This window comes from Cyclobacterium sp. 1_MG-2023, assembly GCF_030546805.1.
Taxonomy (GTDB): domain Bacteria; phylum Bacteroidota; class Bacteroidia; order Cytophagales; family Cyclobacteriaceae; genus Cyclobacterium.
In genome coordinates this window covers 128,279-151,298 of record NZ_JAUOPC010000003.1, presented here as the reverse complement: position 1 = coordinate 151,298, position 23,020 = coordinate 128,279, and the positions used below count along the sequence as shown (strand labels likewise).

General features: G+C 36.5%; 15 protein-coding genes. 7 read left to right on the top strand and 8 right to left on the bottom strand.

Annotation, left to right across the window (positions count from 1 at the left end; all coding sequences use genetic code 11):
- The first annotated feature begins 105 nt into the window (after window positions 1-105).
- The 5 genes from Q4534_RS05290 (at window position 106) to Q4534_RS05270 (ending at window position 7,545) form a co-directional block, all read left to right on the top strand.
- Window positions 106-1,575, top strand: coding sequence for a potassium/proton antiporter (locus tag Q4534_RS05290; protein WP_303612127.1), 1,470 nt, complete (start codon window positions 106-108; stop codon window positions 1,573-1,575).
- Between the two features lie 880 nt (window positions 1,576-2,455).
- Window positions 2,456-4,279: an ATP-binding protein gene (locus Q4534_RS05285; RefSeq protein ID WP_303612126.1), complete on the top strand. Its 1,824-nt coding sequence runs from the start codon at window positions 2,456-2,458 to the stop codon at window positions 4,277-4,279.
- On the top strand, window positions 4,272-4,676 hold the full coding sequence (locus Q4534_RS05280) for a response regulator (protein WP_014022793.1): 405 nt from the start codon (window positions 4,272-4,274) through the stop codon (window positions 4,674-4,676). The genes Q4534_RS05285 and Q4534_RS05280 overlap by 8 nt, the downstream gene beginning before the upstream one ends.
- A gap of 480 nt (window positions 4,677-5,156) precedes the next feature.
- Window positions 5,157-7,175 carry an ATP-binding protein gene (locus Q4534_RS05275; protein WP_303612125.1) on the top strand — a complete coding sequence of 673 codons (2,019 nt, stop codon included), beginning with the start codon at window positions 5,157-5,159 and terminating at the stop codon, window positions 7,173-7,175.
- Complete coding sequence (locus Q4534_RS05270) at window positions 7,141-7,545, top strand: response regulator (protein ID WP_014022795.1); 405 nt, start codon at window positions 7,141-7,143, stop codon at window positions 7,543-7,545. The genes Q4534_RS05275 and Q4534_RS05270 overlap by 35 nt, the downstream gene beginning before the upstream one ends.
- Window positions 7,546-7,665: 120 nt before the next feature.
- On the opposite strand, the gene Q4534_RS05265 is transcribed toward Q4534_RS05270, so the two are convergent.
- Window positions 7,666-9,048: a sulfatase gene (locus tag Q4534_RS05265; protein ID WP_198249261.1), complete on the bottom strand. Its 1,383-nt coding sequence runs from the start codon at window positions 9,046-9,048 to the stop codon at window positions 7,666-7,668.
- Window positions 9,049-9,616: 568 nt separating this feature from the next.
- Between Q4534_RS05265 and Q4534_RS05260 the strand changes: the two genes are divergently transcribed.
- Complete coding sequence (locus Q4534_RS05260) at window positions 9,617-11,179, top strand: YdiU family protein (protein ID WP_303612124.1); 1,563 nt, start codon at window positions 9,617-9,619, stop codon at window positions 11,177-11,179.
- A gap of 287 nt (window positions 11,180-11,466) precedes the next feature.
- Here the strand turns inward: Q4534_RS05260 and Q4534_RS05255 are convergent, their stop codons facing one another.
- The 7 genes from Q4534_RS05255 to Q4534_RS05225 all read right to left on the bottom strand — a co-directional run bounded on the left by Q4534_RS05255 (window position 11,467) and on the right by Q4534_RS05225 (window position 21,703).
- Entirely contained in the window at window positions 11,467-11,841 is a 375-nt protein-coding gene (locus Q4534_RS05255; protein ID WP_303612123.1) for a DUF3703 domain-containing protein, read from the bottom strand.
- 185 nt (window positions 11,842-12,026) lie between these two features.
- Window positions 12,027-13,364, bottom strand: coding sequence for a sulfatase (locus Q4534_RS05250; RefSeq protein WP_303612122.1), 1,338 nt, complete (start codon window positions 13,362-13,364; stop codon window positions 12,027-12,029).
- 25 nt (window positions 13,365-13,389) lie between these two features.
- Window positions 13,390-14,868, bottom strand: a complete 1,479-nt coding sequence (locus Q4534_RS05245) for a RagB/SusD family nutrient uptake outer membrane protein (RefSeq protein WP_303612121.1) — start codon at window positions 14,866-14,868, stop codon at window positions 13,390-13,392.
- A 45-nt stretch (window positions 14,869-14,913) separates the two neighbouring features.
- On the bottom strand, window positions 14,914-18,345 hold the full coding sequence (locus tag Q4534_RS05240; protein WP_303612120.1) for a TonB-dependent receptor: 3,432 nt from the start codon (window positions 18,343-18,345) through the stop codon (window positions 14,914-14,916).
- Window positions 18,346-18,492: 147 nt separating this feature from the next.
- Window positions 18,493-19,440, bottom strand: a complete 948-nt coding sequence (locus Q4534_RS05235) for a FecR family protein (RefSeq protein ID WP_303612119.1) — start codon at window positions 19,438-19,440, stop codon at window positions 18,493-18,495.
- 138 nt (window positions 19,441-19,578) lie between these two features.
- On the bottom strand, window positions 19,579-20,148 hold the full coding sequence (locus tag Q4534_RS05230; RefSeq protein ID WP_303612118.1) for an RNA polymerase sigma factor: 570 nt from the start codon (window positions 20,146-20,148) through the stop codon (window positions 19,579-19,581).
- A gap of 226 nt (window positions 20,149-20,374) precedes the next feature.
- Window positions 20,375-21,703, bottom strand: coding sequence for a Gfo/Idh/MocA family protein (locus Q4534_RS05225; RefSeq protein WP_303612117.1), 1,329 nt, complete (start codon window positions 21,701-21,703; stop codon window positions 20,375-20,377).
- Window positions 21,704-22,003: 300 nt separating this feature from the next.
- Here Q4534_RS05225 and Q4534_RS05220 point away from each other — a divergent pair, with 300 nt between their 5' ends.
- On the top strand, window positions 22,004-23,005 hold the full coding sequence (locus Q4534_RS05220; protein WP_303612116.1) for a DUF1080 domain-containing protein: 1,002 nt from the start codon (window positions 22,004-22,006) through the stop codon (window positions 23,003-23,005).
- The last annotated feature ends 15 nt before the right edge of the window (window positions 23,006-23,020 follow it).

Below are 23,020 nucleotides of genomic sequence, written 5' to 3'. Positions count from 1 at the left end.
AACCATCAAGATTTCTTTAATTTTGCAAAACAGCACTAAATATTACGCCAAATTTATCAGGGTAAAGGTATTTTTTCACCTATTCAAATAACTAAACAAAATTGAATGAACATAACAATTGAGAATATCATATTGATAGGCTCTGTGCTATTATTTATTAGCATCATTGTCGGAAAGCCAAGTTACCGTTTTGGAATACCAACTTTATTGCTTTTCCTAACCATAGGAATGTTAGCCGGCTCAGATGGTATTGGTGGTATCTATTTTGACAATCCTGAAGTTGCTCAATTTATAGGTATTGTTTCTCTCAATTTCATCCTTTTTTCTGGTGGCTTAGACACCAAATGGCCGTCCGTCAAACCTGTTTTGAAGGAAGGAATTGTTTTATCTACTCTTGGGGTCTTTTTAACAGCCTTGGGACTAGGCTATTTCGTGTATTTGATCACTGATTTTACTTTATTCGAAAGTTTGCTTTTAGGTGCGATTGTTTCTTCCACAGATGCTGCAGCGGTTTTTTCAATTTTAAGGGGCAAAAATTTAGCATTAAAGAAGAATTTAAGGCCTACATTGGAATTGGAAAGTGGAAGTAATGATCCCATGGCCTATGTGCTGACCATCGCCTTTTTATCATTGGTTCAGGAACCCGATAAAGGAATATCTTCAATCCTACCGCTTTTTATATCACAAATGCTCATAGGTGGTGTTTCGGGGTTACTATTTGGTAAGCTTAGCAAATGGATTATTAATAAAATTAAACTGGATTTTGAGGGGCTTTACCCGGCATTGACAATAGCCTTGATGTTCATTACTTTTTCAGCTACCAACACCCTATATGGCAATGGATTTCTAGCCATCTACATTTGTTCAGTTTATCTGGGTAATCAAAATATAATTCATAAAAACACCATCCTTAGAATGTTCGATGGTTTGGCTTGGTTGATGCAAATTGTGTTGTTCCTTACATTGGGCTTATTGGTTTTCCCCACACAGATAATCCCATATATCGGCATTGGACTAATAATTTCATTATTCCTAATATTTATAGCTCGTCCGCTTGCCGTATTTATCTCCCTCACCCCATTTAAAATGAAACTTCGGCGGAGGTTCTATATTTCCTGGGTGGGCTTAAGGGGAGCGGTACCCATAGTTTTCGCTACTTATCCGTTACTGGCAGGCATTGAGAAAGCCAACATAATTTTTAATATTGTCTTTTTTGTGGCGCTTAGTTCTGTTTTGATTCAGGGCACCACCATTTCCCTGGTAGCAAAATGGCTCAAAGTAGGTCTTCCGGAAAGCGCAAAAAAACCTAAACTCACTGATGAGTTCATGGAAGAACATCCCAAGACCATTTTGAGAGAGATAAAAATCAAAAAAAATACGGAGGCAATAGGGAAACAAATTGTAGATTTAAATTTCCCTAAAAACGCCATCATTGCAATGATAGAACGGGACGACAACTACCTCATGCCTAATGGATCTACCATATTGGAAGTAAATGATAAATTAGTGGTTTTAACCGATAAAATAGAAAATATAAAAGATGTATACGCTTGCCTAAATATTGATGAAGGGTAGGAAAGTAGGATACTGACAGACCATTTATTATCTTAGTATAACTACAAAATCATCATATTTTGTTTAGTGAATTTTATTTTTTTTTGATTGTGAATCAACCCTTTACGTTCATATTTCAATAAAAACAAATTTCAACAATTGAATATTGACATATTTATTTATCTTTAAAAATTGAATGAAAAGTGATAGTGAGATTAGAACCATAATTTAACAGCTTATAGCAATCTTATTGTCAGGAAATCCGAATTAACTAGGTTTCTTTATACCCAAAATAGTTTTAAAATTTATTATTGCTAAAATCACCCAAAAAGGTTTTTGACCTTTTCACTTTAGCAGTCATAATAATTATTCTGTAGGCCTTAGCAGAATTTGAGAATGGTTTTATTTATAATTTAGCAGAGGTAGATAATCCCTTGTTAATACGATCCCTTAGTAAATTGTAAATGAATAATGCTTGCATAATGTCTCCATTCTTAGGTTCGATTACAACAACATAATTCCTACATGACCGAAAAATAAATAAGTTACACACCTTATTTATTTTATTATATCAATTATTAATATATTTATATTTATTTTAGATTTTCAGGTTTAATTTAATGGGTTGAATAAACAAAATCCATAATGCAAACTATTTTATAGAATAACTGTTATTTAATTTATAGCTTTTATAAATTAAATAAAGAACAATAATTACCCAATCAACTTGTAATCAATTGATTATTCTAATCCTATGGTATCTAATAGTTCAGTTAAATTCAAAGAGCACATATTTAGCAAAGTAGTTGTTGCTTTTTGTTTGCTTATTAGCATATCTGTAATCTTAGGTTGGGTTTTAGAATTAGTCGGAATATTGAGCATTATACCTCAGGCTGCAACAATGAAATTCAATACAGCCTTAATCTTTCTTTTTTCAGGTATCATTTTATTTTTATCGAAAAAAAACAAATCCGAATTCAAATCCCTTTATAAGGCATTGTCCTATACAATGATTTTTATTGGGGCATTTACTATAGCAGAGCATCTGGGTTTGTCATTTTTCTCCATTGACAATATTTTTATACCTGATAAATTGACTACAACTAATCCTGGAAGAATGTCTCCTGCCACCGCCATTTGCTCAATCCTAATTGGTGTCGGTTTTTTAGGAAGGATTTCATCAAACAAAGCCATTAACAAAATCGGATTATATTCCTTCAAGTTCACAGCTATACTTTCTCTTGTAGCCATTATTTCTTACCTACTTTTAATTCCACTTTCCAGCAAAACTGTATTCTTCAAATCAATGGCCATTCACACCTCCGGGCTATTTCTTTTGATTTCTACCTTACAACTATTTAACAACCCTAATTCTTCTTTTCACCAAATTTTAATTGGTGATTATGAGGGAAGCAAGTTAACCAGAAAAATTCTACCGGTAATTATTCTTTTTCCAATATTCTACAGTTTTATATTAATTTTTGGAATCAATCAAGAATTCATTTCAGTTGACTTTGGCTTGGTAGCTTATGCAGCTATTTTTATTCCATTAAGCATAATTTACGTATCCTATATTGCTATAGGACTCAACAAATCCGAGAAAGAAAGACGAAAACTTGGGCAAGAATTAGAAGACAGTAACAGGTATTACCTTAAGCGATTCAAACAGGGAGTAGATCAGGTCTCGCTAATTGGCACATTAGATATTAATCGGAACTTTACTTATGTAAATGAATTATTCTGTGAAGTATTTAAATATGGAAAAGATGAAATATTAAATCAAAACATATCCATATTACGTTCCGGACACCACGAAGAAAAATTCTATACTGACATATGGAAAAAAGTTGATTCAGGAGAAATTTGGGTAGACGAAATGAAAAACAAAGGAAAAGATGGTTCCTTCCATTGGACTTTAACCGCGATTATCCCTTTTAAAAATGATAAAGGAGAGATATTTGAATTCATGTCTCTGAGCCAGAATATTACTGAACGAAAAACCGCTGAAGAGTCAAAAAGTGATTATTTCAAAAAGCTAGAATACAAAAACAAAGAACTTGAACAATTTGCCTATGTGGCAAGCCACGATCTTCAAGAACCCTTAAGAACTGTCAATAATTTTACGGAATTACTTGCCAAGAGAAGAACGGAATATTTTGATGAATTAGGCTTAAAAAGTTTACAGTATATTCAAGATGCCACAAGCAGAATGAGTGAACTTATAAAAAATTTATTGGATTACAACCGATTGGACAAGGACAATATCTTGACGCAAATAGATTGCAATCAGTTGGTTAAAGATGTAGAAAAAGACCTTAGCATGAATATCGATGATGCTGAGGCTACCCTCATATATAATAATTTGCCTACCTTATTTGGTTATGAAACGCCGCTGCGGCTGCTTTTCCAAAACCTAATCAATAACGCAATAAAATTCAGAAAAAAAGACATAAAACCACTTATTGAAATTAATGCTACACTAAAAGCCGGCGAGTGGCTTTTTTCCATCCGAGACAATGGTATTGGCATTTCTCCCAAATATAAGGATAAGATCTTTGTAATTTTCCAACGGCTGCACAACAAAAATAAATACAAAGGCTCAGGTATAGGGCTTGCCCATTGCAGAAAAATTGTAGATCTGCACCAAGGTCAAATTTGGGTAGATTCGATAGATGATGAAGGTAGCACCTTCTATTTTACCATAAAAATTAAAGAACATGACTAAGAAAGTTAAATGCATACTATTGATTGATGATGATGAACCAACAAATTTTTTACATAAAATAATAATAAATGATTCAGGTCGGGCTGAAAAAGTAGTTGCCGTTCATAGTGGTTTTGAGGCGCTGGAATATTTAGAAAAAATGGAAGGCGGAAAATATCCTCAGCCAGAATTAATCTTTCTTGATATAAATATGCCGGCAATGAATGGATGGGAATTCCTCGAAGAGTATGATCAACTGGACGAAGGAAAAAAAGGTAAAATTGTAGTAGTCATGTTAACCACATCAATTAACCCCGATGATAAAGAAAAAGCATTAAGCAAAGGCTTTATTAACGGATTTTTTAATAAACCCCTTACTGTTGAAATGATAGAAAAAGTTATTGATGAAAACTTTTAGTTTAGTTCTATTTTAAATAAATAATAAACTAATCCGAGACCTGCTAATGAATAGATTGGCAGGTCTACTTTTATCTAGATCATAAACCGGTAAGCTTTCTAAATATTTAAATAAAATCAAATTTAGTATTGATTCATTTTCCTTTTCAGTTTTTTACCAAAGAAATAATCAATTTTAACTAATAATCCATATATTATTAACTAATTTAGATTAATATTAAGTAGATATCACCACTCTATTAACCTGTGAATTACAGTAATTGAACATTTAGTTTCTTTCGAAGATTCCTTATTTTAACTTATAAAAACTATTTTCAATTCAACTAATTAACTTTTTTATTGAACAAAAATTTAATTTAACCGTAACACATACCATTACATTATCGACTATTTTTTTAATTAAAATAGTGAATTTATTTATCTTTATATATTTTTAAAGTTTATTCAGCAATTCATTTAGCCAGAGCTATACCCAAAATTCATGAAAAAATCTGTTACAAATAACAGTTTAAACCCAAAATTATCTGAATCAATAATTAAAAATATTGAAGGTTTGGCAATAATTACTAGTTTATTTTTAAGCTTCACTGTATTGCTAGGTTGGTATTTTGAGGAAAAACAAATATTAAGTATAATTCCCGGCAGTGCCACAATGAAATTTAACACGGCTTTGGTTTTTCTACTGACAGGCATATTATTAGTTATCCAAAAAACAAAAAAAACAGCAATTCTATTTATTTATTACTCATTGGCTCTAATCATTGTCATTATAGGAGTATTTACCCTATTAGAATATACCGGGTGGTCAGTATTTTCAATTGACAATTTATTTGTATCAGATAAATTTTCTTCAAAGTATCCCGGAAGAATGTCTCCGGCCACAGCAGTTTGTTCAGTATTTCTTGGGTTAGGGTTTATCGCAGAAATTTCAGCTAACAATTTCTTTAAGAAAGCAGCGGGATTTTTAAATGCCTTGATCGTCTTTATTTCTATCCTTGCCATTACCGCTTACATTTTATTTATTCCAATGGGGCATAAAGGAATACTTTTTCAATCTATGGCCATTCATACTTCTCTACTGTTCTTTTTAATTTCCATTTTAAAAATTTTAAAAAATACAAAACATGAGCTTCTCCCGTTGATTTGGGGAAATTTTGCAGGTAGCAAATTGATTCGAAAGGTATTGCCATTGATGATACTCTTTCCAATTATTTTCAATTACCTTTTGGTAATTGCAATTGAAAAAGAATTATTTTCATTCGATTTTGGCTTGATTGCCTACGCTACGATTTTTATACCGTTAAGCATATTTTATATCACTTACATTGCTCTGGGATTAAATAAAACTGATATAGAAAAGCAATTGGTAGAAAATGACTTTAGAAAGAGCAATAGGTATTTAAAACAATTTAAAAATGGAATAGATAAAGCTTTTATTTTGGCAATAACCGATAAATATGGAGTGATCACTGAAGTAAACGAAACTTTCTGTAAAATTTCAAAATATGGCGAAAATGAATTGATTGGTAAAACCCATTCCATCCTAAACTCGGGTCACCATGATAAACAATTTTTTTCCAAAATGTGGAAAACCATAAGGTCCGGAGAAATTTGGATTGATGAAATTAAAAATAAAGCCAAGGATGGTTCATATTATTGGGTATTAACAGCCATTGTTCCCTTTAAGAATGAAGACAATCAAATAACAGAATTTATGGCTTTAAGGCAAGATATTACTGATAGAAAAAATGCCGAGGAGGATCGGTTACAATACTTAAAAAAGCTAGAGTACAAAAACAAAGAATTAGAACAATTCGCCTTTGTCGCCAGCCATGATCTTCAAGAACCCTTGCGTACAGTTATTAATTTCACAGATCTTCTTGCCAGAAAGCAAAAACATCATTTTGATGACATTGGTATTAAAAGTCTAGATTTCATTCAAGAAGCAACAGTAAGAATGAGTCAACTAATCAAAAGCCTCTTGGACTATAACAGAATAGATAAAAACAGCAAACTTTCACGGATCGCGTGTAATGAACTCATTGAAGAAATCAAAATTGACCTTGATAAAAAAATTGCTGATGCCGATGCAACTGTTATTGTTAACACCTTACCTACAATAATAGGTTATGAAACTCCATTAAGGTTGTTATTTCAAAATTTAATTTCGAATGGGATTAAATTTAGAAGTAAAGAAGTTAAACCTTATATAGAAATAACTGCCAGACCTATGGCAGATGGTTTTTTATTTATGGTTAAAGACAATGGCATTGGAATATCTGCTAATCATCAAGAGAAAATCTTTGAAATTTTTAAGCGACTCCATAGTAAAGATGAATATGATGGCTCTGGAATAGGCCTGGCTCATTGCAGGAAAATAGTAGATTTGCATGGTGGCAAAATATGGGTAGATTCAACTCCAGGTAGCGGAAGTACTTTTAGTTTTACGATAAAAACAGTTTATAATGAGAAAAAAGATCAATTGCATCCTATTGATTGATGATGATAAAGCGACTAATTTCCTTCATAATGAAATTATTATGGAAACAAATTTGGTGGAAAGGGTAGTTGAAGTACTAAGTGGATATGAAGCATTAGAGTATTTAGAAAAGATGGAAGACGGAAAATACCCTCAACCTGACATTATTTTTCTAGACATCAATATGCCTGCCATGAGCGGATGGGAATTCCTTGAGGAATATGATAAATTGGATGAAGGGAAAAAAGCTAAAATTGTGGTTGTCATGTTGACCACATCAGTCAACCCGGATGACAAAGATAAAGCAAAAAGCAAAGGATTAATCAATGGATTTTTTAATAAACCTTTGACATTTGAAATGATAGAAAGAGTGATTGATGAAAATTTTTAAAAAATCTTTGCCTATTAAGTTCTCTAGATTTTAAGTATTTAAAATGAATAAAAGATTGAGGACTAAACCTCAATCTTTTATTGAAACAAGGATGGGTATAATTTAAGCTTATCTTATTTATTAATAATCCAATCCACTTTTGCTATTCTGGACAGACCTATGCCATTCAACTAGTTCTGCCTCTAAGGTATGGGCAACCTCCGGAAACACATCAATGACATTGTTCTTTTCGGAGGGATCTTTCAACAAATCATAGAGTTCAAATGATTGAAGATCCTCATTGCCGATAAGTTTATATTGATGTGTTACCCAAGAAGTATGTGGTTTACAAATAAACCCCATAGGTTTTTGTCTTATGGTTTCTTCCCCCTGAATGGCCTTCAAAATACTAACTCCATCAAGTGGCCTGGTATCGGGATAGTCAAGTTCCAATACATCCAGAATGGTTGGAAGGTAATCGCTTGTAAATGCGGGAAAATCTATCTTTCTGCCACCTTTAATATTATTTTTCCAAATCATAAATGCAGGAACCCTTACTCCTCCTTCATATAAACTTCTTTTTTGACCGCGAAAAGGCCCTGCACTTCCCGGGGTTCGTTCTTCAGGACCATTGTCGCTGCAAAAGAAAATAATGGTTTCCTCAGCAATTCCGGCCTTCTCCAATGCTTCCCAGAGCCTGCCAATTTGCTGGTCCATGGCGGTAATAGATCCATAATACAATTGCTCAGGCAATTTCATATCCGGATATTCATTCCTAAATGAACTATCAGTAACAACCGGTAAATGAGGGGTATGAAACCAAATTGTTGAAAAGAAAGGTTGATTCTTTTCCTGCGCTCCGTTTATAAAAGGGATAACCCTATCTATTATAACACGTGAATCATCACCGGTTAAATTGATTGTTTCTCTCTGGTTTTCACCTTTCCAATAGAACGTGCCATAATCACTCGTACTATCATTTTGTTCCACTGCCCTCCAACCAAAACGCATACTTTCTCCTTCAATAAACTCCTTAGGATAAACCATAGGATCATAAGTAGGCACTTTTGATTCCGTACTAAAAAATGTGGTATATCCATGTTCTGAAGGAATTGAATAATCTTTAAGAAACGTTGCTTTTCCTCCCCGATTAGCGTCAGGAACATCTTTTGACAATGTTCCTAAATGCCATTTTCCAAAATGCCCTGTTGCATATCCTTCTTCTTCAAGTAACTCTGAGATGGTTATTTCTTCAGGTTTCATATGACCTGTATTTGCATAAGGAATATCCATTCTTAATGGATTCCTTCCTGTAATCAAACTTGCTCTAGTGGGTGAGCACACTGCTGATGCTGAGTAAAATCTATTAAAAACAACTCCATTGGATGCCAATAGATCAAGGTTTGGCGTCTTTATCAGGGTATTTCCATTAAACCCCGCATCATACCATCCTTGGTCATCTGTCATAATTAAAATAATGTTGGGATTCTTTCGAGGGCTTTGACAAGATGAAAAAAGCACCATAAAACAAAACAAAAGACTAGTTAACTTATTCATGGAGTTAATTTTTGCTTTTCAAAGGTTAATCAATCAAAGGTTGAATATACTTGTTTTTGTTTATATTTAAATTACCTCAAAATTTCTTACGGATGGCAGAATTCTTTGCTGCCCCCCAAGACTCCTTACCAAGAAAGCCCTGACCAAAAGAAATTTAATCAGGGCCATCAATTATTGAAGCTTAGCGAACCAATTTATAATCCCACCTCAATCTAAATTGATTTAAAAACGGCTATGTCTTCCCTGTTCGCCCCTTCTGGAGCATGCTGAGATAGGAAAGGGTGGAGCGGTCTCATCGTTTAAGGAATTCCCAAGCCTTTTTTAACTCAAATTCCTCCTTAAGCCTACCTATGAGAATTTTTTCACAGTTTTAAGTCGAGCCTAGGTTTTTAACCTTCCACTAAATTTCCTCTCATTGAATAGAGAACTACTTTATCGCTATTACTGTTTGAAACTTAGGTAACCAATCCCTATCTATGGCTGTCCGGATCTATTCAAAGGCTAGGCAGGAAATGATAAAATTTAAGACCAAGAGATGAAGCTTAACATTCAAAATAATTTTACAAGTGAATTACCTGCTGACCCTATTACGGGAAAACAAAGGCGACAGGTTTCAGAGGCATGTTTTTCCTTTGTAAAACCCAGTCCCAGCGCAGCACCCAAGCTAATTCATGTTTCACAGGAAATGTTGGATAACTTGGGACTAACTGTAGAAGACAGTGAATCCACTGAATTCCTAAATATTTTTACTGGAAATGCTATACTGGATAATACCAAACCATATGCAATGTGCTATGGTGGACATCAGTTCGGAAACTGGGCAGGGCAGTTAGGGGATGGCAGAGCCATTAATTTATTTGAAGTAGCACATCAGGAAAAACATTGGGTGGTGCAACTTAAAGGTGCGGGAGCTACACCTTATTCAAGAACAGCAGATGGACTTGCGGTTTTGCGCTCTTCTATTCGGGAATACCTTTGCAGTGAAGCAATGCATCACTTAGGAGTGCCAACCACCAGGGCTTTGTCTCTGGCCTTAACCGGTGACAAAGTAATGCGAGACGTACTGTACAATGGAAATCCTGCCTACGAAAAAGGAGCCATCGTCAGCAGAGTATCACCAAGTTTTTTACGTTTTGGAAATTATGAACTTCTTACTTCCAGACAAGATGCCCAAACACTTAAAACCTTGGTAGACTTTACCATAAAACATCATTTCACACATTTAGGCTCACCTTCAAAGGAGACTTATATAGCCTTTTTCAATGAAGTTGTACAAAGCACTCTAGCCCTAATTGTTCATTGGCAAAGGGTGGGTTTTGTTCACGGGGTGATGAATACAGACAATATGTCTATTTTAGGCTTGACCATAGATTATGGCCCCTACGGTTGGCTTGAGGGTTTCGAAGAAGGATGGACTCCCAATACCACAGATCTTCAGCAAAAGAGGTACCGATATGGAAATCAACCAAATATTGGCCTATGGAATTTATATCAATTGGCCAATGCCTTGTACCCTTTGATAGAAGAAGTAGCACCTTTAGAAGGTGCTTTGAACCAATATAGAACAGGTTTTCCTAAAGCAATGATTCAAATGATGCGAAAAAAAATAGGCCTATCAACAGAAAAAGAGAAAGACATCGCTTTAATTCAAGAATTAGAGCGACTTTTGCAGGAAGCAGAAACTGATATGACAATATTTTTCAGGTTGCTAAGCAATGTGAAAAAAGCAGCCCCCTCAAATGGTTTAGACCTGGTAAATGAAGCCTTCTACACCCCTTCTGAATTATCAGCTAGCCTACGAGAAGATTGGAAAGCTTGGTTCCAATTTTATGGAAATCGCTTGCAAGAAGAAGCTGTTTCTGATGAGGAGCGAAAGAAGCACATGAACCAAATAAACCCCAAATATGTACTTCGAAATTACATGGCCCAATTGGCGATTGATGATGCTGAAAATGGAGATTATGGCCTTTTGGAGGAATTGTTTGAACTGTTGAAAAAACCTTATTCAGAACAAACCCATCAAGAAAAATGGTTTGCAAAACGTCCTGAATGGGCGAGACATAAGGTGGGTTGTTCCATGCTCTCCTGTAGTTCTTAATCATGTTGGTGAATTGGATATACAAATTACCCATTGGTTATTCGGAAGTGATTTATGAAAACAAGAAATATGGACTAACAAGGACTGATTTCAATAAGGGAAAAAGTATTAAAATTTATTCCAAAGAATTGGGGGGAAAGAATTTTATTAGCCTTAACTATTATATTATCAGCAAACAAGAATTGTTAAAGCCCTGTGAAATGTCTGATCAAAAGGTCATTCATTTCCTGAAAAACCTTGAAATTTTAGGTTAAAATTTAAGCTAGCCAATATTCTGAGGCCCAATATTATTGTTTTATTCCTGCTTTCTCAAAGATCTCCTGTATGCCTTTCTTGATTGGAAATGGTTTTAAAGGTGGCACATCAGCTCCACCGGGATTACCCAAAGGAACCTTACCCACAAAAGATTTAACTCCTCCCAATACCAATCGAGGAATTTGACCAATTATTTCTCTATAACTTTTAATTTTTATCCCAAACAACAGCATTTCCAAATGAACGCAGGTGTGGGTATAAGGATACCTTTGCCCTATAATGTGGGCATTTTCCAAATGGTTCCATGCTTTACCAAGGTTACCGGCTTCAAACTCAATCCTGTAAATTTCAAGGGATTCTTGAAAATAAGGCACTAAACCTGCGGGCATGGAAGTGTAAATTTTCATATCAAATACAATAGTGCGTACAGCTGTCAAACGTTAAATAAAACCTTTAAGTTTTTCTCTTTCCTTATGACAATGGGGAATAGATTGAAATTAATTCTACTTTAAGGTTCATTTGTTTCCACCAATTTTAAGGGTATCTCTGATAAAAAAATAGGAAAGGGAAAAATTCCCTTTCCTATTAACAATTATTTATTCCACCATTTATTCAGTGAGGCTGTAAGTTTTTGTACTACCTCAGGGTGTTTCTCTGCCAAGTTATTTTCTTCTAAAGGATCCTTTAAGATATTGTACAACAACACTTCTTGGGTATCCTCATTGGCTACTCCCGGTACAATGATTTTCCAGGGACTGGTAATAAGAATTCTACTTTCCAAAGTCTTTTCCGGCACATCTACCCCTTTCATATCATGTGCAAAATCCATGCTGTAGATTTCTTTTCTATTTTTTATGGCTTTCTTATCCATTATATTGATTCCTTGCATAGTAGGAAGCGGATCCATCCCCACCGCAGCCAAGGTGGTTACTGCCATATCAATGCTACTTGTTAAATTGGAATGATCCATTTTAGGCTTGATTTTCCCCGGCCATTTATATATAATAGGCGTTCTTATCCCCATATCTTGGGGAGCCTGTTTGGACCCCTTTACAAATTTATTAGGTACTTCCGGGTCTTGAATCCATCCATTATCTGTGACAAATACAACCAAAGTATTCTCTGAAAGCCCCTTTTCTTCTACCCTATCTAAAAGCTGACCAACGGTTATGTCAAACCATTCACACATTGCCCAATAGGATGCTACAGACTTACTTGGAGCCAAGGGCAGGTACTTCTGAAGCAAAGAATCCGGTGGATTATGAGGAGAATGAGGCAGAAATGGTGCATACCATACAAAGAAGGGCTTGTCTTCATCGATGGCATGATCCATAAAATCGAATATAGGATCCATCCCTTCACGGCCAATTTTAAGACCTACATCTCCATGTCTTCCACCTCTACTCGGATCACCATGGGTCATTCCATGAGTAAATCCTCCTTCTTTAAAGTTTCCACCCCACCATTTTCCTGCTTGGAATGACAAATACCCCAATTTTTTCAGAATCATTGGGACGGTCGGGTGTTTTTGAAATTCATCCAAGTAGTCTTTGTATAGACGAGACCTAGCGATTTGCCAATCATTATTGTAACGCTTCCCTTCAAAATTAAACTCTGGATCATTCCCTGTAATCCCATGTTGATAAGGGTAGAGACCAGTAATTATACTTGCCAACGAAGGGCTGCACAGTGGAGCTGTCACATAACCCCTAGTGAAGGTATGACCTTCATCAGCCAATTTATCAATATTTGGAGTCTCAATATGTGGGTGTCCCGTAAAACCATAATCATTCCACGCTTGATCATCGGATAGTATATAGATAATATTGGGCTTTTCTTCCTGCCCATAAGATGTCATTTTCGTAATTGACATCAAAATGAGCACCACAAATGCCCACCTCAAAGGACGAATCCTACTTGTTTTTTTCATTGTAAATTATTTTGGTTTTCTAAGATTAATAGCCTGAATTTTGTTCCAGTCGGTTGATCAATATTTGTTCTGCCGGTATAGGTGCCAATAATTTATATTCGGCCACATCAAAGGAAGCATCAAAAAGAAAAGATTTCATCTCTTTTTCCCTTTGACCATGAGCTGCCATTACTTCCAAGGCTTTTCCGGTTCTCTTAAGGTCATACCACCTCTGGTTTTCAAAACAGAATTCTACTTGGCGTTCTTTCAAAATCAAGTCCTGTAAGCTCTCTTGGTTATACCCTTGTAGCGGTTCTGTTAAACCTGCCCGGCTCCTTACCATTTCTACATAAGGAATGGCTTCTCCTGTTCTTCCTTGTCCGTTTAGGGCTTCTGCATACATCAACAATACATCTGAATAACGTAAAACCGGCATATTGTCCCCACACCGATCATCCGGGGCTGAAACTGGTGGTTTAAACTTTCCAATATAAGACAATTCTCTTATTTCACCATCCCAATCCGGCCCTGTCCACGTGTTAATAGACACCTCTTTCCGTTGATCTCCTTCTTCAAATGCCTCAATAAGGTCGCGCGTGGGAATATTCCAACCCGCAGACACCATACTTATATTAGGCCTATTGGTGATTTCACCTTCAGAACTCCAAGGGGCAAACATAAAGATAAACCTATTGGATAATTCTCTGTTGTTTTCTGAATACTGAATTGAAAATAATGTTTCGGTGAAATCGGGATTGGAAGGATCATATAAATCCGCATAATTGGGAAGCAAGCTATACTGATTGGCATCAATTACCGCCTTTAAACTACTTTCTGCTGAAGAATAATTTTTTAAAGTAAGCTGCACTTTTCCTAATAAGGCTTGAGCGGCATATTTATTGGCTCTGCCCTCCTCATCTACAGTTGTAGCATTAGAGAAATGGGTCACAGCACTTTCAAGGTCATTAATAATTTGTTGGTAAACCTGCTCCTCGGTAGATCGATCAATATTTACAGCTTCCTGTGCAGTAATAGGTGTCGTCACCAAAGGCACGCCGCCAAACTGTCTTACCAGGTTGAAATAATAAAGTCCACGCAAAAACAAGGCCTCTGCTGTGGACCTGTCTTTATATGCTTGGTTGGTCCAGGTAACCCCTTCCCTATCTATTTCAGCCAATAATTTATTACACCTGGTGATCCCATTATACGATCCATCCCAAAATTGAGCATAGCCCCTATTGTCTGAGGTAATAATGAATTGATCAATAACTCCCCTTACGGCCTCCCCGGTCCTGATATTGTACTGAAAACTCGTATTGTCTGAAATCAATTCTGCCAATACCCAATGTAGATCCTTTTCATAATCCCTCATTGGTACATAGCAACCATTGGCCAGAAGAATAAATTCTTCCTGTGTCTGATAGAAGTTACCTTCATTTAAAGTCGTCTCCGGGAAAATCTCCAGAAAATCCTCTGAACAGGCACTCATTCCCAAAAAGACAAGTATATATAATAGCTTTTTCATGTCTGATTATTTTTTGTGACGCTGAATTTTTAATTACAAATGCGTTTAAAAAGATAAATTGATACCTATGGAGGTGGTCCTTGACAATGGATAAGAAGTCATGTCAAATCCGGGGACCAGGGTATTGTTTTGATTGGCTGCTTGCCCTTCCGGATTGGCACCTTTGTAATTGGTAAACATGGCCAAATTTTGTACCGTCATGTATATTCTTGACCCCTTGATTACTTTTAAACGCTCCATTAATTTACTGGGCAACGTATAGCCTAAAGTAAGATTTGAAATCCTTAGGTATGATGCATCTTCCACCCAAAGGGTAGATACTCTGTGTCCCCAGCTAGGCCTCACTTGTGGGATTCCGGAATGAATTCCATCTCCCGGATTTTCGGTACTTCTCCATCGGTTTACCCAATCTTCGTCCACGTTAAAAAATCCTTGAAGATTGTCCGTCGTTTGGCGCAAACCATTCATCACCTGACCACCACTCTGCCCATTGATTATCAATCCAAGGTCAATATTTTTATAAGCAAAATTGTTTGTAAAACCGAAAATAAAGTCCGGATGGGGATTACCGATAATGGTATAATCCAATACATCGTTGATCAAACCATCTCCATTGACATCCTTATACTTGACATTCCCTTCATATACTTGAGGCGTTTTAACGATATCGGGATTCTCCATGTCTTCCGGAGTATAAACACCCTCTAAGACAAATCCGTAAAACTGACCAATCGGCTTATCCACTACGGAAACATGCGTTGGGTTTCCGTCATTATTACCAGCCAAAATCCGTACGGTATTGTCATTCAAGGAAATTACTTTATTTCTATTGAAAGCAATATTTGCATTGATGTCCCAGGTGAATGCCCCTACAAATGGTGATCCACCCAAAGCAATTTCCAGCCCCATATTTCTTACATTTCCTTGATTAATAGTCTGAGAATTAAAGCCTGTAATGGTAGGGATAACATCATTGAGTAGCATATTATTGCTTTCTCTTCTATACAGATCTACCAATAGACTTAACCTACTGTCCAAAAATTGGAAGTCCAGCCCAAGGTCAAACTGGTTGGATTCTTCCCAAGTCAAGAATGGGTTCGACAAACCTACGGAGGAAGCAGTAACTTGATTGTTGCCAAAAACATAAGAGCCGGCACTTATGGATGCAAGGTGAGCATAATTGCCTATGTTATTGTTTCCACTTTTACCATAACTTGCTCGAATCTTAAATTCGTCCATCCAGCTGATATTCTGAAAAAAATCTTCTTCAGAAACCCTCCAAGCTGCTGCAAGTGAAGGGAACATGGCAAAGCGATTTTCATCTCCAAAACGAGAAGATCCATCTGACCTAAAGGTGGCTGTCAATAAATACTTGTCTCTGAAGGCGTAATTAACCCTTCCCAAATAGGATATCATGCTCCATTCATTGATGGCTTCTCCCCAATTCGTTATACTTTGGGCAGCATTGATGGTGGTAATCAAGTCATTCGGAAAGGGACTTGCACCTAATGAAATATTATTTGAGGTAAATTTCTGGGTGGTATAACCTACCAGGGCATTAATTCTGTGATCCCCTCTGTTTAAGTCATAGTTCAGTGTATTTTCTATTAACCAATCAAAACTATTTCTCCGCGTATTGCTTGACGATCCGGTACCTGCAGTAGGTGGCCTATTTGAAGCACCAATGGAACTTGGAATATATTGTTCATATTTTGACACTTCAAAAATAGTATTGAGTGAAGACCTAAACCTTAAATTCGGTAAAATTTCAAGCTCAGCAAATGCCAAACCCAGGTTTTGAAAAGTGTTTTGCTGCATTTTTATTTCCTGCAATGAAAACAAGGGATTTACAAAGCTCCAAGCGGAATGAAAACGACTTTGAGGGGCAACAATATAGGGTTTAATGTTTCCGTTCTCATCATATGGGGTAGAAATCGGATTGGCCCAAATACTCACTCCCAAAATATCGTTCCTGTTTAGATTGGTGCTTGCTCGATCCTGCTTTATAAAAGTTGGTTGAATGGTAGCTCCAATTTTAAGTTTATTGGTCACATTACTTTCGATCCCCAAATTACTGCTAAACCGTTCTATACCGGTTTCTTTAAGTACCCCCTCTTGCTTGAAGTATCCCAAACTAAAGTTTATTTTAGAATCTTTGGTACCCTTTTGCATGCTAAAGTTATGGTCTTGAATTTTCGCTGTCTGCAATACCAAGTCGTACCAATCCGTACCCTGACCGGATAAGGCTTCCAAATCTCTATATTCCTCCGGATAATCAGCCAATGTTGGTTCCCTTCCTTCTGTTTGCCTTACACCAATATCAATTCTATCCCGTTGAAATTCTGCAAACTCTCGTTGACCTAATAACTGCGGACGTCCATTTTGAGGCACTTGTTGTACCCCTACCATAGATGAGAAATTGATATTGGTCTGTTCTAACTCCCCTTTTTTCGTGGTAATCATGATTACTCCATTGGCTCCCCTAGAACCATAAATTGCGGTAGATGAGGCATCTTTTAAGATCGTAATGGACTCAATATTATTAGGGTCAATAAACATCAAAGGGTTCAAGGTTTGATTCATCCCAGATGAATAAGGCATCCCATCTATCACATAGAGTGGCTCATTGCCCGCCCCAAGGGACCCACTTCCTCGGATCTTGACTGAGGTTCCTGCACCGGGAGCACCGGATACTTGCTGGATTTGTACTCCTGCCACCTGGCCAACCATTTTTTGATCCAATGACGAAACCGGTAAATTTTTGATTGCTTCCTGATTAACCGATGATACTGCTCCGGTTACATCTTCTTTCTTTTGGGTACCATAACCCACCACTACCACTTCTTCCAATGCTGCCTGATCACCTAATAAGGTAATTTCATAAACAGTTTGGTTACCAACAGTGATGGATTGACTTTTGTAACCAATAAAGGAAACCTTTATTGTACTTCCGGCCCCTACATCAAGCCTAAATTTGCCATCGATATCTGTAACCGTGCCATTGGTTGTTCCTTCAATGATTACCGTTGCACCGGGAATGGGATTTCCCTCTTCATCTAATACAGTACCTTCTATAGGAATGAAGGCCTCTTCTGCATCATTCGATACCGTAGGTGGATTTGAAAGCACTACCACAGTTTCTTCCGATGAAAGCCCAGGCTTTACATAGATGGTGTTGTTTACTCTTTTAAATTCAAATGCGGTAAGCTGTGCAAGGTGTTGCAGTACTTCCTTTAGGTTACTTTCCTGAAAGGAAAAGGTAAACTGGTTGTCTAAACTTCCTACCTTTTGATTATAGGTAAAGTTGAATCGGGTTTTTTCTTGTATAATACCCAATACCTCTTCAAAAGTTTTGGACTGAACGCTTATGCTTAAGCCTACATCCTCCAAATTTTGACTTTTTGAAGGGGAGGCCATGATAAATTGCATTGCAATCACCTGAACAAGGAAGGCATACAGAAGCCTCTTTGATGCCATGATCAATAGTTTTAGTAAATTAATTTCCATAATTTTAAATGCTTAAAATTCTTTTCGGGTTAGTTAATTGATGAGTGTTTTAAGTATGATCCAGGACTGTTCCAGCAGTTGCTGGATCATTTTTTTCTAGTTTTTACTTCATAGTTATTATTTACATTTATTCACTTTTATAAAAATCGTTTTGGTTTCAATATCTGTTTGGTAGCTGAAATCTAAAATATGCCTCAATCCCAATAGGATGGTCTCTATCCGCTCTCCGGAATAAGCCCCTGTAATGGCACAGTCAATTTCCTTATCGGGCATTTTTAATTCTATATTTACTCCATAGGCCCTTTCCAAAATTGAAAAGACAGAAGCGATGGTCTCTTCCTCAAATTCTAATTTCCGCGTGTGCCAGCCTATGTAATAATCAGGATTAACTTTCTTTACCTGAATCTCTGATGCTTTTAATAAAGCCTGCTGACCTTTATCCAATACCACGTTATTATTGGAAATTCTATCTGACACTTTGACCCTTCCGCTTGCCACAGTTACCTCTGTATTTTGGTGGGTATTAATATTGAATGATGTTCCTAAAACTGTAATCTCTGAGGAGTCCATCACAACCTTAAAAGGTTTATTAGCATTGGCTGTTACGTTAAAAAATGCCTCACCTGTTAAGTACACCACCCTACTTTCAGGGGTAAAAACTTCAGGGTATTCGAGTTTACTGTTTTCATTGATCCTTACAGTACTTCCATCAACCAAAGTCACCATGGACCGCATTCCTTCCCCGGTTATTTTCACCAAAAGAACCGGTTCTTCATCTATATTTATTGTGTGATAAACGAGCGTACCAAGCATAGAAAAAATAAAAAACACTGCTGCTGCTTTCCTAATGACAGGAAACAAATGCCTGACCGACTTTTTGTTATGGCTTTTCTTTTTTAAATTTCCCCATACTCTGGCTTTTGATTTTTCTAAATCAAAAGGTTTGGGATCCTTACCCAGTTTAGCCAGGTCATCCAAAAATGAATCAAATTCTTTCTTTTCCTTGGCGGAAGGATCAGCTTTTCTATACTTTCTTGCCCAGTTAATTAATTGCTTAATTTGCATAAAATACCAAAGGGTTATACAGTAGAGTACCACAAACCCAAAAGATCAGCTAGTGTGATGATAAAAAAATCTATTTTTTATTTTATGTGATGCTAAAAGCCCCATTGCCTAAAACATTTCCACGAGAGAAAATGAAAATTACAACCAACCAAAAAATAGCAAAGCAATTAGCTCCAAAGACTGTCTTAAATGATACAAAGCTTTTTTAATGTGATTTTCAACTGTAAAAACTGAAATACCCAGCTTCTTTGCTATTTGCTTGTTACTTAGATAACTAAACCTGCTTAACTCGAAAACATTCTTACACCTTTTAGGTAATTTTTCTACCGCACTTTCCAAAAGTGAACGGGTATCTTTTTCTTCTAAATATTCATCTGTGGAACATATCCCCAGACTATTTTCTATATAATCCAGTTGCTCTCTGTTCCATTTGTTTTTCCGAATCTCTTTGGAAATCTGATTTCTTGCTGCCCCAAAAAGGTAAGGCAATAGACTGGAATAAGTTAAGGTTGGTGGCTTTTTCCAAAGGGAAATAAAAATATTCTGAGCGACATCTTCAGCTGCCTCCCGATCTTGCATTACTTTGAATACATACCGATAAATTGGATCAAAATGCCGTTGATACAGAACTTCAAAAGCACCGTGGTTTTGAAGTTCCTTAATCAACCGCAGAAGTTCCCGGTCATTATAGGAGGTTATTTTAGTCAATTTTGGGTTATGCTAACTTGTAATACGCTAATTAAAAGAATTTAATGCATAATTCAAATAAAGATTTTTATACCACTGTAAATCAAATACTTGAACAAAATACCTGCATACCATATCAGGTGAAAAAGTCAAATACTTTTTTTAAACCTCAAAAATTGGTTTAGGAAAACTCATCTTGGGCCCTTGATCATTTTTGAGTAGACAAAATCAGTTATTTATCTTTGGTTTAAACGGTAGGAAGTTTCCATCCACCCTTATATTCAGGTCGAATTAAGGCATTCCCCTTACTATTGCCTTTAAAATTACCTGATTCTGCATTCCACTCCAGAACATTTTCACCTGACCTGACAGCTATATTCCCCATATGCGCATAAAGGGCAACATTTCTGCCTATTTCAACAGGACAGTTTGTAACAGTTCTTTCTTTTACACTTTTTAAAAAATCCAACACATGTATTTCCATGGCACTTTTGCCGGTAAAATTAAAATTTGCCTTGGCCAATTTGCTGGCCTCTTCACTTTCTTCCTTATTCCCCTGTAGGATTTTCCAGTCCCCTCTGTCAGCAATAATTACCCCTTTGTCACCGATAAATTCTACACCATACGGCTTTTCATAGGGACCTACAGCAATACCTGCAGTATGTGTCCAATGAATGAAATAATTCTCCAGAGGATAACTAACGTCCATGAGCTCAAAGGTTTCTCGACTATATGCGGACAGGTTAAAATTGGCCCCAGAGGCTATGACAGACTTTGGTTCGTGATGAATGTTTTTGGCCCATAGCGCCATGTCCAAAAGGTGTACCCCCCAATCCGTCATCAAACCTCCTCCGTAATCCCAAAAATGTCTCCAATTTCCATGAACCCGATTGGGGTTATAGGCTCTTTTAGCTGCAGGACCTTGCCAAAAATCATAATCCAGACCATTGGGAATGGCTTTATCAGGTACTTTGGGGGCACCCATTCCGTAAGGAAAATTGGCCCAGACATTGATACGTTTTATTTCCCCAATTCCCCCGGTATGAATATGAGTCATAGCGCTATTCCAAACTTCACCACTCCTCTGCTGCTGTCCTACTTGGACCACCCTGTTGTATTTTCTAGCAGCTGCAAGCATTAAATTACACTCCTCAATGCTATTAGCCAATGGTTTTTCTACATATACATCTTTTCCTGCTTGACAGGCAAGTACCATTATCAGGCAATGCCAGTGATCGGGCGTTCCAATGACCACAGCATCAATTTCCTTATTGTCAAGCATTTTTCTAAAGTCATTATAGCTTCTCACCATCTGTCCGTGGGTTTTTTCCACCTCTTCTACACGCTGCTCCATTATATTTTTATCCACATCACAGATACCAAGGCAATTTACCTGGCCTGTTTTCAGCATATGACTTAAAATATTAAACCCCTTATTCCTTGCTCCAATTAAACCAACGTTAACCTTTTCATTGGGAGAAATTTCACGATGGTATGAAAAATCAGGTCGTAATAAACCAAAACCTACTGCCGAGACGCTGCTCCTTTTTAAAAAATCTCTTCTTGAATGTGTCATATCATTAAGTTTAACCTATTATTACCTTGATAAAAGCTGAATTCATTTACTTTATCATTGAAAGTAAACATAAATTCACATATTTATTTTGTTTTATACAGATTTTATAATACAATCAAATGCTAGAAACATAAAATCTATTTTAAATCTTATTATTACTTTTTAATTATCTCTTATTTTCCACCGGTTTAGGCTTTACCTATGCATTTACTTAAAAAAAGAAGTTTAGAATAAAAATAAATTTTTACATTCATTATCTTATCGATAAAAATGAATGTAAACTTTTAACAATAACTCAAAATGAAAACAATCATAAGCTCTGTATTACTGCTTTTAATAACTTCCGGCATTTTTGCTAGTAATTTACCTAAGAACCAAAAGGCCAACCCATTTTTAGGGATGTGGGGATTGGAGGTGGAAGGCGGTGGCGTCGGATGGCTCCATGTAAATGAAGACCATGGATTTCTAGATGCTGAATTATTGTGGATAGGCGGTAGTGTATTGCCGGTATCTCATGTGTATTTAGCCAACGAAAACACTTTGGTGGTTACAAGAACAAATCAATCCAAGAAAAATGATGAAAGAACACACACGATTACCCATACTTTAAGGGTAGAAAAAAATGGGGATATATTAAAAGGAACCATGTCCGGACCTAGGAGAAACGGTGAATATACAGCTAATTTCACAGGTAAAAGAATGCCTGAAATGCCTTCTAAACCGGATCTTTCCAAGGTGAAATACGGCAAGCCCATAGCCTTATTTAATGGGGAAGACTTGAGTGGTTGGACATTAATGAACTCCAATCAAAAAAACGGATTCAAGGTGGAGGATGGCATTTTGGTCAATGACCCCATTCAACCTGAAAATGGCAAACATATTTCCTATGGTAATATTAGGACAAATGAAGAATTTAGTGATTTCAACTTAAAACTTGAAGTAAATGTCCCCAAAGGAAATAACAGCGGAGTTTACCTGAGAGGAATTTATGAAATCCAAGTGGTTGACTCTTATGGAAAACCTTTAGATTCCCACAATATGGGAGCTCTTTACAGCCGTATACAACCAAGCCAAGCTGCTGAAAAACCAGCCGGGGAATGGCAATCCATGGACATCACACTTGTGGATCGACATGTAACGGTTGTTTTAAACGGAAAAACAATCATAGACAATCAGCCTGCCTGGGGACCCACAGGTGGAGCCATGAGTGCCGATGTACTTTCTCCCGGCCCAATATATTTACAGGGTGACCATGGCAATGTAAGCTATAGAAACATTGTATTAACCCCGGTCAAAAAATAGGGCTTGGTATTCTTT

Bases quoted from the DNA above. Each gene is read 5' to 3' on its own strand.
- Q4534_RS05290 (WP_303612127.1), top strand. From the start codon at position 106: ATGAACATAACAATTGAGAATATCATATTGATAGGCTCTGTGCTATTA.
- Q4534_RS05285 (WP_303612126.1), top strand. From the start codon at position 2,456: ATGAAATTCAATACAGCCTTAATCTTTCTTTTTTCAGGTATCATTTTA.
- Q4534_RS05280 (WP_014022793.1), top strand. From the start codon at position 4,272: ATGACTAAGAAAGTTAAATGCATACTATTGATTGATGATGATGAACCA.
- Q4534_RS05275 (WP_303612125.1), top strand. From the start codon at position 5,157: ATGAAAAAATCTGTTACAAATAACAGTTTAAACCCAAAATTATCTGAA.
- Q4534_RS05270 (WP_014022795.1), top strand. From the start codon at position 7,141: ATGAGAAAAAAGATCAATTGCATCCTATTGATTGATGATGATAAAGCG.
- Q4534_RS05265 (WP_198249261.1), bottom strand. From the start codon at position 9,048: ATGGTGCTTTTTTCATCTTGTCAAAGCCCTCGAAAGAATCCCAACATT.
- Q4534_RS05260 (WP_303612124.1), top strand. From the start codon at position 9,617: ATGAAGCTTAACATTCAAAATAATTTTACAAGTGAATTACCTGCTGAC.
- Q4534_RS05255 (WP_303612123.1), bottom strand. From the start codon at position 11,841: ATGAAAATTTACACTTCCATGCCCGCAGGTTTAGTGCCTTATTTTCAA.
- Q4534_RS05250 (WP_303612122.1), bottom strand. From the start codon at position 13,364: ATGAAAAAAACAAGTAGGATTCGTCCTTTGAGGTGGGCATTTGTGGTG.
- Q4534_RS05245 (WP_303612121.1), bottom strand. From the start codon at position 14,868: ATGAAAAAGCTATTATATATACTTGTCTTTTTGGGAATGAGTGCCTGT.
- Q4534_RS05240 (WP_303612120.1), bottom strand. From the start codon at position 18,345: ATGGCATCAAAGAGGCTTCTGTATGCCTTCCTTGTTCAGGTGATTGCA.
- Q4534_RS05235 (WP_303612119.1), bottom strand. From the start codon at position 19,440: ATGCAAATTAAGCAATTAATTAACTGGGCAAGAAAGTATAGAAAAGCT.
- Q4534_RS05225 (WP_303612117.1), bottom strand. From the start codon at position 21,703: ATGACACATTCAAGAAGAGATTTTTTAAAAAGGAGCAGCGTCTCGGCA.
- Q4534_RS05220 (WP_303612116.1), top strand. From the start codon at position 22,004: ATGAAAACAATCATAAGCTCTGTATTACTGCTTTTAATAACTTCCGGC.